This is a genomic window from Marivita sp. (assembly GCF_048006345.1).
Classification (GTDB): Bacteria; Pseudomonadota; Alphaproteobacteria; order Rhodobacterales; family Rhodobacteraceae; genus Marivita.
On sequence record NZ_CP180351.1, the window covers coordinates 2574571 to 2586022 of the forward strand.

Consider the following 11452-nt stretch of genomic DNA (forward strand, 5'->3'; position numbering starts at 1 on the left):
GCAGGGCGACACCGGGTCGTCACGAAACGACGATACCTGCGCCCGGTGCACCCTTTCCTGTACCTTCATTTTCGAGGTTCGCAGGGTCCTGCATAGCCCAAAATGCGAACAGGGAGGGCCACCAATGATCCGGCTTGAAAAGCGCCCGCAGCCCTCAAAGGCGTGGACGGTGGCGACACCGATCCTTGCCGTGATCCTGACCATGATCTTCGGCGGCATAATGTTCGGCCTGATCGGCACATCGCCAGTCGAGGCAATCCGGACGATTTTCTGGGATCCGCTGTTTCACCCGCAATTCGCCAATTTCTCGCGGCCTCAGCTGCTGGTCAAAGCGGGGCCGCTGATCCTGATCGCCATCGGGCTGTCCATCGGCTTCCGGGCGGGCATCTGGAACATCGGGGCCGAGGGGCAATATATCATCGGCGCGATCTGCGGCGCTGGGGCGGGACTGGCGCTCTACCCGATGGAGTCTGCATTGATCCTCCCCTTGATGGTGGTTGCTGGCGCCTTGGGCGGTTGGGCCTGGGCGATGATCCCGGCGCTTCTGAAGGTCAGGTTTGGCACCAACGAAATCCTCGTGTCCCTGATGCTGGTCTACGTGGCCGAAAACCTGCTGGCCTCGGTTTCGTCCGGCCTCTTGCGCAATCCCGAAGGCATGGGCTTTCCCGGTTCGCGCAACCTGTCGCAATGGTCGTCGTCCCAGAACCTCGAACTGATCCCCAATACGGGCATGCATCTGGGCGTTCTGACAGCCTTCATCGCAGTGATCTTCGCCTATGTTCTGCTGACGCGGCACATCCAAGGCTACAACATTCGCCTGACCGGCGAGGCCCCGCGTGCCGCGAAATTCTCGGGCGTGTCGCCTGCCCGCACGATCCTGTTCTGCCTTGGTCTGGCGGGCGCGTTGGCCGGGATGGCCGGGCTGTTCGAAGTCACCGGACCCGCAGGCCAGATCAGCATCGACTTCGGGTCGGGGTATGGCTTCACCGCGATCATCGTGGCCTTCCTTGGCCGCCTGCACCCTGTGGGCATCCTTCTGGCGGGGTTGCTGATGGCGCTGACCTATATCGGCGGCGAGCTGGCGCAGTTGATGCTGGGCGTGCCTGGCGCATCGATCCAGCTGTTTCAGGGGATGCTGCTGTTCTTCCTCTTGGGCGTGGATGTTCTGACCAATTATCGCGTCAGGTTCGGCGCGGCGGAGGTGGCGTGATGTGCTCTCATATCCTCAAACCCGCGCTTATAGGCCTGATGATGGGCGCGATGATGCTTTGGATGCTTCACGGCTGGCTGATAGGAGAAGGCCCGGCCAATGTGGTGCTGTTCGTGCTGGGGCATGTGGCCGCAGTTGCTTTGATTGCGCTGCTTGTGGCGCTAGGCCTGCATCGGCGCTTTCCCGTTCTTGAACGGCTGCCGCGTCACAGGCCAAGTGTGTCCCATGTCGCCATCATGCTGGGAAGTGCTGCGTTGTTCGCGATGGTGGTGCATCTCGTGCACGGAGGCCCCGCATGGACCTGAGCAACATCAACCCAATCCTTCTGGTCGCCTCTATCATGATTTCGGCCACTCCGATCCTGCTGGCAGCCATCGGGGAAATGGTGGTCGAAAAGTCCGGCGTTCTAAACCTTGGCGTCGAGGGCATGATGATCACCGGTGCGGTGATCGGCTTTATCGTTGCCATCAACTCGGGATCGCCGCTTCTGGGCTTTGCCACAGCCGCCATCGCAGGCGCCGCCCTCTCCGTGGCGTTCGGCGTCCTGACACAGATCTTCCTGTCCAACCAGGTCGCCACCGGGCTGGGCCTGACACTGGTGGGGCTAGGTCTATCCTCGCTGCTGGGCAAGCCCTATGAGGGGCAGAAAACCGTCACCCTGCCAAAACTCGACATCCCCATCCTGAGCGATCTGCCCATGGTCGGACGCATGGTCTTCAGCCATGACATCATGGTCTATATCAGCCTCGGTATGGTGGTCGCCGTCTGGGCGTTCCTCAAATACACCCGCGCCGGACTGATCCTGCGCGCGGTGGGCGAAAGCCACGAGAGCGCGCATGCCTTGGGCTACAAGGTGATCCGGGTGCGGATGCTCGCCATCATGTTCGGCGGGGCCTGTGCCGGCTTGGGCGGCGCCTATCTCAGCCTTGTGCGCGTGCCGCAATGGACCGAAGGCATGACCGCCGGTGCGGGCTGGATCGCGCTGGCCATCGTGGTCTTTGCCAGCTGGCGCGCGGGCCGCGTTCTGGTCGGTGCCTATCTTTTCGGCGGCATCACCGTGCTGCAACTCAATCTGCAAGCCGCCGGGATGACATGGGGGGTGCAATACTTGTCCATGTCTCCCTATCTGATAACGATCCTTGTGCTTGTTTTGATCTCGTCCAACCGTTCGCGGGGCAGTCACAACGCCCCCGCGAACCTTGGGCAGACCTTCCACGCGACCCGGTGACACAACCGGGCGCATCCACTCAAACGGGGCGGACAACGCCCCACCAACCGGGAGACTATCTATGATCCGCAGAACCTTACTTGCCACCGCAGCGGCGGGCCTGACACTTGCCTTCAGCGCACCTGCCATGGCGCAGGACGTGACCAAGGCCTGTTTCGTCTATGTCGGCCCCATCGGCGACGGTGGCTGGACCTTCCAGCACCATCAGGGCGCCCTGGCGGTCAAGGAAGCCTATGGCGACAAGGTCGAAATCGCGTGGCAGGAAAGCGTGCCGGAAGGTGCGGATGCCGAGCGTGTCATCACCCAGATGGCGCTGTCGGGCTGCAACATCATCTTCACCACATCCTTTGGCTACATGGACCCGACCAACAATGTCGCGGCCAAGTTCCCTGACGTGAAGTTCGAGCATTCCACCGGCTACAAGCGCGAGCATCCGAACGTGTCGACCTATAACGCGCGCTTCTACGAAGGCCGTGCGGTTGTGGGCCACATCGCGGGCAAGATGACCCAGACCAACAAGATCGGATACATCGCCTCCTTCCCGATCCCCGAAGTGATCATGGGCATCAACAGCTACTACCACCACGCCAAGCTGGCGAACCCGGATGTGGAACTCGTCGTGACCTGGGCTTACACATGGTTCGACCCTGCGAAAGAGGCCGACGCGGCGCGCGCCATGCTCGATCAGGGCGTCGACGTGATCACCGCGCACACCAACTCCACAGCACCGCTGGCCGAGATCGCCAAGGAAGGCGGCAAGGCATGGGGCTTTGGTCAGGCGTCCGACATGGCGGCCTTTACCACCAATGACGACGGCACCCCGGGGCCGCGTATCGCATCGATCATCGACGAATGGTCACCCTACTATGTCAAGCGCGTCGGTCAGCTTATGGACGGCACCTACGAGCAGATCGACAGCTGGGCGGGCATGCCGGAAGGCGAAGTCGTCATCGGCGCCATGAACGACGCCATCCCGGCTGACGTGAAGGCCGAAGCCCAGGCGATGATCGACGCCATCACCTCGGGCGAATACCACCCGTTCACCGGCCCGATGAACAAGCAGGACGGCAGCGCATGGCTGGCTGAAGGCGAGACCGCAGACGACGGCACCCTGCTCGGCATGAACTTCTATATCGAAGGCATCACCGGCGACATCCCGAACTGAGTTCGGACATTCCCGGCCATGGCCGGGCCTGCGAGAGACAGAAAGCGCCCGGGGGTTCCCTGGGCGCTTTTTTGTCGAGGTTTGTGGTTGGGCCTGTGGTTCCGGAGTGTCGCTTTCCGCCGATTCTGTGGAAAAACAACGTGTTGCTGGCGCAGAAAGTGGTGATCTGCACAGCGAGCGAGCGCCTTTCTGGTCAGGCTTTTCGCATTTTCTGCGGTGCAGGAAAGATCTTGGCCAGTTTTCGGAGATTCTGGGCGGTGGCGGCGAGCAGGAATTCGTCATTCGCACCGCATGGTCCACGTAATCGGAGTCGGTTCAGGCCAAGGATCCGCTTGAGGTGGGCGAAGAGCATTTCGACCTTCTTTCGCAGCTTCATCGAGATCACGTATTGGTCGGTCTTTGCAATGTCGCGGGCGACCTGCCGAGCATCTTCATGTTCCTCGCGGGTGATAGACCGGAAGCCCATGTTCGGGCAGCAGCGCGCCTTTGATGGGCAGGCCTGGCAGGTGTGCTTCAAACACCGGTATTTGGCGACGCCCTTGCCGGTCGGGCCGCGATTGGGATCGGAGTAGTTCCGGCGGAACTGCTTCAGCTCGTGGCCCTCAGGGCAAATGTATTGGTCGTTCTTCGCATCCCATTCAAAGTCGGCGCGGGTCCATGTCCCGTCATTGCGCCCTGACTTGTCGAAGACAGGGATGTGCGGAGCAATTTTGCGGTCAACCAACCATCCTAACATCGGCGCGGTACCATAGGCGGTATCCGCGATCAGCCGCTCTGGATGAAGGTCGAACTTGGTCTTCACGCGCTCCAGCATGGTCTTGGTCGAACCGACCTCGGCCTGGCGGATTGAGCGCGTGGCCTCAACGTCCACGATGACACCATGGTCGGTGTCGATCAGGTAGTTGTCGGAATAGCTGAAGAATGCCGGGCCCTTGCGGGCGGCCGTCCATTGGCTGGCCGGGTCGGAATGGGACGTGAACTTGGGCTGCACCTCGCTCGCGGCACCGAACGCCGCCTCATCCAGGGTGGCGAGATACTCACGCACAGCGCGGGGCGCGTCGGCCGGATCGACCTGCGCCGGATCCCACTCTTCCTTCGGCGTCGAGTTCTGCTTGTTGGCATCCGCCTCAATGAGGCTGGCATCAACCGCCATGCGCTGGCCGCTGACCAGGCCCTCATCGATACAGCGGGAGACCGTCGTCTCGAACAAATGCCGTAGCAGTTCGCTGTCACGGAACCGACCATGTCGGTTCTTCGAAAAGGTCGAATGATCAGGGACACGGTCACTCAGATCAAGCCGACAAAACCAGCGATATGCCAGGTTCAGATGGACTTCCTCGCAGAGTCGGCGCTCCGACCGGATGCCGAAGCAATAGCCCACCAGCAGCATCCTGATAAGGAGTTCAGGGTCGACCGACGGCCGCCCGGTATGGCTGTAGAAATCGGCGAGGTAGCTGCGGATCCCTGACAGATCGACGAACCGATCGATAGACCGCAACAGGTGGTTCTGCGGGACATGATCCTCGAGCGAGAACTCATAGAACAGCGCCGGTTGCGCCTCCTGCCGCCGTCCCATCATCGCCAATCCTCCCATCCCCTACAGGAATTGAATCAGCCGACGGCCCTCCGATCAAGGGCGAGTTTTTCAACAGAATAGGCGCTATGCAGACGTCCACAGGGCGCGCGACGAATGTCGGCTGTGAGCCCAGACCGACCGATGCTGCGCAATGCATGAATGGCTATATCTTGGAAGGTTAGTGGCTTAAAAGATGCTCATCTTTCGCGCTTGTTGGGGGCTGCAATGAACAAGGAAAACCACGCTATACGCATCGGGCACGTGAACCTGAAGGTATCAGATCTGGAGAGTGCAATAGCGTTTTATACGGACGTGATGGGCCTGACGCTCATGCAGCGGTTCGGCACTGGCGGTGCGTTTTTGGGGTACGGCGGATATCATCATCATATCGGGCTGAACACCTTGTCGAGTGAAGGTGGCGCTCCGCCGCCCGAAAGCTGCACCGGCCTGCATCACGTGGCATTTCTGTATCCTGATCGAGACGCACTGATCGCGGCGGTCCAACGCGTCATCACGCATCTGAAGGACGTTGGAAGCGACGAAGTTCCGCAAGTCAGAGACCACGGTGTCAGCGAAGCCGTCTATTTTCACGATCCGGACAATATCCTGATAGAGATGTATTGTGACAGGCCAACAGAAGCCTGGCCGTACGATAGCGCTGGCAACCTTGCGATGTTCAATGAGCAGGTTGACTTGGAGACTTTTCTCAATTCGTAGCTGACAACGGCTCATCTCGGAGCAATTGCGCGATTTTGAGAAACGGACCCCCGGAATGCGGCAACCAAGGTCCGCTTGGTCCGCTGTGCAGTCGTCCAATGTGTAGTTGATTTTGTGCCGTAGCGAACGGCAGGTTCGACGGGTCGCACCGCAGCATCATGGTCGATGGACCAAGTTCCGCAAAGGGCCGTCTCTGCCGGTTGGGGTGGCCACCCGTCTAGGCGGTCAGCACGCCGTAACGCCGCATGGCCGCTTCGAGCCCTTCCGCGGCATTGATCCGTTGCATGGTCGTCTTCGAGACTGGTAGGCACAAATCGTTTGCCGCAGCTTAGCCTGAACTCAAATGTGTCGGTGAGCGGAGATTAGAACTGCGAGTTGACGCGTAGCCGCTTCAGAGCCACCGAGAAGCGCGAGACGTGCAATAAGATCTTTTTGATGAAGCCTGAGAACGCGGCGCGGCGGGCCTGACCGCGGGCGCGGAGTGCCTGGCGCTCATGCTCGGTCGGGGCTGTGGGGGTGCTGTACTTCATCAGGTCGGTGTGCATTGGGGTCATCATCGCGTGGCTCCTTGGTTGATGCTCCGATGGTGTCTGATCTTTTGCGCCCCTGCTTGAGGTGGACCCTTGGAAATCCTTTGGATTGCCTTGGGAAACCGTTTGGGCTGCTTAATCTTGTAGGACAGAACCGAAAAAGCGGCGTAACTTGAGGGACATGGAGCACCATTTCGCCGACTGCACGCTGGATGACGCCCGCCTGACGCTCACGCGAGGCGGCAGCGCGGTGGCCGTCGAACCCAAGGTATTTGACCTGATCCATTTGCTGGTGCGCAATGCCGGGGACTTGGTGACGCGCGACCGGATGGTGGAAGAGGTCTGGGGCGGGCGGATCGTCTCGGAATCCGCGATGTCCGCATGTATTGCGGCAGCGCGCAAGGCTGTTGGCGACACCGGCAAGACGCAAGCGATCATCCGAACCGTTGCGCGGCGAGGGCTGATGTTGGTGGCGGAGGTCTCGGGCGAGGCGACCGGCCCGCGTGCGGTCGCGGCGCCGGCTTCCACCGAGGCGGTCCAGCGGATCCGCTATTGCCGAAGCGAGGATGGCAGCGCAATCGCTTATGCTGTCAGCGGCGAGGGGCCGCCCGTGCTGCGGTTCGGCCTCTTGTCGCTGCACGACCTGGAAATGGAATGGGCCTACGGCCTTCATCGCTCCTGGATCTCCTCGATGGCGCGCCACACCCGATACCTACGCTTTGACAATGTGGGCAGCGGCCAGTCGGAACGTGTCTTGCGCGACCATGACTTTGAGGTCGAGGCGCGCGATGCGGCCGCGGTCGCCGATGCGGCAGGCTTTGACCGCTTTGCCGCGGTGTCCTTTTCAGGCGGATGCATCACAGCGCTGACCTTCGCGGCGCTCTACCCCGAGCGGCTGACGCGGCTGGCGATCGTGGGCGGATATGTCGAGGGGCGGACGCGGCGCAACGCGGATGCCGCGCCCGACGCGTTGAGAGCCATGATCGCCGAGGGCTGGGCGCGGCCCGAAAGCGCCTTCGCGAGTGGCTTCGCGACGGCCTACTTTCCCGAAGGCCCTTTGGAGGAACGGCGCGAAGTCCAGCGCATGACGCAAGCCGCCTGCTCACCCGAGGTCATGCTGCGCAACCGCGATGCGGTCAACGCGGCGTCCGTGGCGAATCTCCTGGGCCAGGTGCGTTGCCCTGTGTTGATCCTGCATGCGCGCGATGACGCCGTGCATCCTTTGTCGCAGGCGCAGAAGCTGGCCGCAGGCATTCCCGGGGCCGAGTTGGTGGTGCTGGAGACTGCCAACCACGTGCCCCTACACGGCAGCCCATGCTGGGAGAGCTACAACCGTACGCTTGCGGAGTTCCTGACCGGCTAATGTGTTATTTCTCCTCCTCCCCGCCTGCCCCTATTCAGCTTACCCAAGAAGAGCCGCAAAGCGCCCTTCTTCATAGAACTGCCCCACTGCCCACTATCGCGCCATCGACTGCCATTTGGACAACGGCCAACCCGAAGTGCCGTCCACTCAACGGCTTCAAAAACATAACGTGATCTCAAAGCGCGCTTGGGGTCTCGTCGGAACATCTGCAAGAACCACTCAGGTCGTTTCTCGCCCTGGCAAGGTTTTCCGCCCGCGCCTAGATGTGAGACGGCGTCCAAAACGTCCCGCCAAATATTGAATTGCGCTTGTCTGGTGTTGGTGGAAAACTTCGCGCCAGGGGACACCCCGAACCAACCGATCACTGACCCACGTGGCATCCTGAGTGCAAAACTTGTCCCCTTCTGACCTATTGGTTCTGGCGGCCGCCGGGATGTTTGTGCTGGGTTATCTGATCCTCGATCAGATCCTGTTGCGCATCATGCTGCTGATCGGGACCGCGCTGTATATCTGGTATTACGCAATCGTCGACAGCTCGCCGCTTTGGCCAGCCATCTGGGCCAGCCTGGCAACCGGAAGCGCGAACCTCATCGGCCTGATCAAATTGATCTACCGACGATCGGCATGGGCCATTCCGCGGCAATACCGCGACTTGTACGAAAATTTCAAAGCGCTTCCGCCGGGCGACTTTGCCAGGCTTGTGACGGCAGCGAAACGCATGACCCGGCCAGCAGGCTATCCGATGACCCGCGCCAACGAACCGATCGAAACCTTGTATTACGTGATCAACGGCAAAGTTGAGGTTGAAAAGGATGGTGCGCGGTTTGCCATTTCAAATGGCGTGTTCGTCGGCGAAGTCGGATATCTGACGCGAAATCCTGCATCGGCTTCGACAGTTGTGGCAAACACTGCCGAATTGTTGGAATGGGATGTCAAAACGCTCAGAAAGCGCGTGAAACGCGACCCACGGTTCGGTCTGGCCATGGACACCATGATATCGCTCGACCTTGCTGAAAAGGTTGCCAAAGCGGGAGCGCCGGTTCTCTCGACATCGTCCAACCCGTCTCCACACTCAGCCGCACCAGTGTTCTCACGCTCCTGAATGCGAGAACGCAGCAGAAGTCTCGGCTCTTTAAGCAGCTTGCCCTTTTTCTTGTCGAAATGCGACGCCCGCGTTACCAATCGTCAGACAGAGTGAAGCCAAGCTTGGCCCAGCAGATGGCGCTCTGAGTAGAAAGTAAGTGTGTGCTGCCCCTTGTAAGAAGTCTGTTCGGGGCGGTGTTTACTGCCTTGGTGTCCGCCGTTTTCGCCATCTCATTCGCGGCGATCATCTACCAAGGTGCGCTGGCGCCCTATCTGGATCGTGGGATCGGTCTGGTGCTTTTGGGGGCCGTCGTGATCGCATTCACCGGCGCGTTCACGTTGTCCTACAGGGGAACCATTCTTGCGCCACAAGACGTTCCGGCCATCCTTTTGGCCGGCGCTGCTGCCACCATTGTTGCAAAAGGCGAACTGGACGGTGAGGCGTTGTTTGCGACAGTGGCCTGTCTCGCTGCTTTTTCCTCGGTCATGACGGGTCTTGTCGGCGTTCTGATAGGGCATCTCAGGCTCGCCTACGTGGCGCGCTTCGTGCCCTACCCCGTTTTGGCAGGCTTCCTTGCTGCAACGGGATTGCTGCTTGTTATTGGCGGTCTTAACGTGGCTTTGGGGGACACGCCGAAAGCCGCGACATGGACCAGTTATCTGGCGCCGGATCTGGCCCTCAAATGGATGCCCGCAGTTGTTGCCGCACTTGCGATCCTGCTCCTGACCCGCATGGCACAATCCACGATGGCTTTGCCAATCGCCCTCACCCTGACGGCCGTTGGCTTTTATGCCATGCTTTGGATTCTGGGCCTCTCGCTGGACGAGGCACGATCCATCGGCCTCCTGCTTGGACCGTTTGCCGATGGTAACCTTCTCGACGGTCTTGGACCCCAGCTTCTTGTTCAAGCGGATTGGGGAATGATCCTCGCTCAGGCGCCGGTTATCGTGACGATCATTGCAACCTGCATGTTAGGCGCAACCTTGAACGCCTCCGGAATGGAGTTGGCCCTGAAACGGGATTTCGACATCAGCACCGAGGTGAAAGGCGCAGGGATCGCCAACATTCTCAGCGGGTTCGCCGGGGCCATTCCCGGCTACCACATCGTTGCGGAAACCATCCTTGCCAACAGGCTCGGGCTGGTGGGACGACTGGCCGGGATCAGCAGCGGTCTGGGCTGCCTTGCCCTGCTTCTGCTTGGGGCAAACACAGTGTCGGGTCTTCCAGTCGGGCTTTTTGCAGCGGTGCTGATCTTTCTGGGCATTGACCTGCTTTACTCATGGGTTTGGGAAGAACGCAGGCGGCTGGGTCGGTTGGATTATTCGATCGTCTTGCTGATCCCGGTCATTGCAATCGCCTTTGGGTTTCTGACCGCCATTGCGGTCGGCTTGCTGGTCGCCTGCGGGCTTTTCATCGTGTCCTACGCCAAGCTTGATCTCATCCGATCGGAAAGCGACCTTCGCGTTCGCAGATCGCCGGTTGAGCGTCCAGACACGGAACTGAGGCTCTTGGCCGATTTCGGCGGCGCCGTCAAAATTGCGGAACTCTCCGGCTTTCTCTTTTTCGGATCCGCCAACGCCTTGCGCGAAAAAATGCGGACCGTCATTGCGTCGAAAGACCCGCAAACGGAATGTCTGGTTCTTGATTTTGGCCATGCATCAGGTGTCGACATTTCTACGATCCGGGTTTTGTCGCGCATTGCGTCCGACTGCGCGGATCACGAGGTAAAGCTCGTTCTTTCAGGGCTTCCGCCGCAGACGCTCTCCGGAATGCAGTCCGTCCTGATCGGACAGGAGGTCGATTTCTTCGACACCCTTAGCGAGGCGCTGGAGCATATCGAGGATATCGTAATTACCCACCATCAGAAGACGGAGACAACCTCTGCAGCTGAGCCATCGCCGCAGATAGACGCCTTCGGGGCCGAAATGCCAATCGACGGCGTTCTGGATCGCATAGATCTGGCGACAGGGGATGTTCTGGTCAAACTCGGTGCGACGTCAGATGAAATCTATTACCTCCAGTCAGGCGAGCTGAAGATCCTCGTTCCCGACAGCGATGGCGAGGTCGGGGTGGTGGCCAAGGTCCGGCCAAGGGCCGTCATCGGTGAAATGGCCTATTATTCCGGCAAGGCCAGATCTGCCGATATCGTGGCAAGCGTTCCTTCGGTCGTTCTGCGGATCAACATGGCCAGAATTGACAAACTGGAACAGACAAATCCTGCGGCAGCCTTGGCGTTTCACAAGGCAATCGCTGGTGGCTTGGCCAGGCGGCTCAGCCGAACAACCCAGCTTTTGCGCGACCTTGGTGCCTGAGTTTTGAGAGCGGTGCTGTCGACTGACCACCGCACAAAACGTCGTAAGTTGAATACGGACTTGAGGCACCGGCTTGCCGTTGCTGCGGCTGCGCGCGGGGCACTACGAGGGTACCAATGACCTCAATGCTCCCCGTGTTTCGGATCCTCCCACCAGAATTGGCACAGCCGTGTCCGTGGAACCCATGACCGTCGTTTTGAAATCGAAACGTCGATCCGCACAGACACTGACTCAAATTGATCGCTGTAAACGAGCGGGTGAGCGGGG

The 11452-nt window shown here is 60.1% G+C and carries 10 protein-coding genes; 8 read left to right on the forward strand and 2 right to left on the reverse strand.

Translation table 11 applies throughout. The features are described 5' to 3' along the window. The first annotated feature begins 124 nt into the window (after positions 1 to 124). The 4 genes from ACMVPR_RS12675 to ACMVPR_RS12690 all read left to right on the forward strand — a co-directional run bounded on the left by ACMVPR_RS12675 (position 125) and on the right by ACMVPR_RS12690 (position 3603). Positions 125 to 1210, forward strand: coding sequence for an ABC transporter permease (locus ACMVPR_RS12675; RefSeq protein ID WP_416883181.1), 1086 nt, complete (start codon positions 125 to 127; stop codon positions 1208 to 1210). Further along, positions 1210 to 1515, forward strand: a complete 306-nt coding sequence (locus ACMVPR_RS12680; RefSeq protein ID WP_416883182.1) for a hypothetical protein — start codon at positions 1210 to 1212, stop codon at positions 1513 to 1515. The genes ACMVPR_RS12675 and ACMVPR_RS12680 overlap by 1 nt, the downstream gene beginning before the upstream one ends. Continuing rightward, complete coding sequence (locus ACMVPR_RS12685; protein ID WP_416883183.1) at positions 1506 to 2438, forward strand: ABC transporter permease; 933 nt, start codon at positions 1506 to 1508, stop codon at positions 2436 to 2438. The genes ACMVPR_RS12680 and ACMVPR_RS12685 overlap by 10 nt, the downstream gene beginning before the upstream one ends. A 61-nt stretch (positions 2439 to 2499) precedes the next feature. Beyond that, entirely contained in the window at positions 2500 to 3603 is a 1104-nt protein-coding gene (locus ACMVPR_RS12690; RefSeq protein ID WP_416883184.1) for a BMP family ABC transporter substrate-binding protein, read from the forward strand. A 193-nt stretch (positions 3604 to 3796) separates the two neighbouring features. Here the strand turns inward: ACMVPR_RS12690 and ACMVPR_RS12695 are convergent, their stop codons facing one another. Next, positions 3797 to 5182, reverse strand: coding sequence for an IS1182 family transposase (locus ACMVPR_RS12695; protein WP_416882398.1), 1386 nt, complete (start codon positions 5180 to 5182; stop codon positions 3797 to 3799). 222 nt (positions 5183 to 5404) lie between these two features. On the opposite strand from ACMVPR_RS12695, the gene ACMVPR_RS12700 reads away from it, so the two are divergent. Next, on the forward strand, positions 5405 to 5896 hold the full coding sequence (locus ACMVPR_RS12700; RefSeq protein WP_416883185.1) for a VOC family protein: 492 nt from the start codon (positions 5405 to 5407) through the stop codon (positions 5894 to 5896). 362 nt (positions 5897 to 6258) lie between these two features. Here the strand turns inward: ACMVPR_RS12700 and ACMVPR_RS12705 are convergent, their stop codons facing one another. Continuing rightward, positions 6259 to 6453: a hypothetical protein gene (locus tag ACMVPR_RS12705; protein WP_416883186.1), complete on the reverse strand. Its 195-nt coding sequence runs from the start codon at positions 6451 to 6453 to the stop codon at positions 6259 to 6261. Between the two features lie 154 nt (positions 6454 to 6607). Here ACMVPR_RS12705 and ACMVPR_RS12710 point away from each other — a divergent pair, with 154 nt between their 5' ends. From ACMVPR_RS12710 to ACMVPR_RS12720, 3 genes are all read left to right on the forward strand, one after another. Next, positions 6608 to 7789, forward strand: a complete 1182-nt coding sequence (locus ACMVPR_RS12710) for an alpha/beta fold hydrolase (protein ID WP_416883187.1) — start codon at positions 6608 to 6610, stop codon at positions 7787 to 7789. A gap of 394 nt (positions 7790 to 8183) precedes the next feature. Then, a complete protein-coding gene (locus ACMVPR_RS12715; RefSeq protein WP_416883188.1) occupies positions 8184 to 8891 on the forward strand; it encodes a Crp/Fnr family transcriptional regulator in 708 nt (235 codons plus the stop codon). Positions 8892 to 9067: 176 nt separating this feature from the next. Continuing rightward, positions 9068 to 11185, forward strand: a complete 2118-nt coding sequence (locus ACMVPR_RS12720; RefSeq protein WP_416884655.1) for a SulP family inorganic anion transporter — start codon at positions 9068 to 9070, stop codon at positions 11183 to 11185. Positions 11186 to 11452 lie beyond the last annotated feature (267 nt).

Coding starts and splice junctions, on each gene's coding strand:
- ACMVPR_RS12675 (WP_416883181.1), top strand. CDS start 125: ATGATCCGGCTTGAAAAGCGCCCGCAGCCCTCAAAGGCGTGGACGGTG.
- ACMVPR_RS12680 (WP_416883182.1), top strand. CDS start 1,210: ATGTGCTCTCATATCCTCAAACCCGCGCTTATAGGCCTGATGATGGGC.
- ACMVPR_RS12685 (WP_416883183.1), top strand. CDS start 1,506: ATGGACCTGAGCAACATCAACCCAATCCTTCTGGTCGCCTCTATCATG.
- ACMVPR_RS12690 (WP_416883184.1), top strand. CDS start 2,500: ATGATCCGCAGAACCTTACTTGCCACCGCAGCGGCGGGCCTGACACTT.
- ACMVPR_RS12695 (WP_416882398.1), bottom strand. CDS start 5,182: ATGATGGGACGGCGGCAGGAGGCGCAACCGGCGCTGTTCTATGAGTTC.
- ACMVPR_RS12700 (WP_416883185.1), top strand. CDS start 5,405: ATGAACAAGGAAAACCACGCTATACGCATCGGGCACGTGAACCTGAAG.
- ACMVPR_RS12705 (WP_416883186.1), bottom strand. CDS start 6,453: ATGATGACCCCAATGCACACCGACCTGATGAAGTACAGCACCCCCACA.
- ACMVPR_RS12710 (WP_416883187.1), top strand. CDS start 6,608: ATGGAGCACCATTTCGCCGACTGCACGCTGGATGACGCCCGCCTGACG.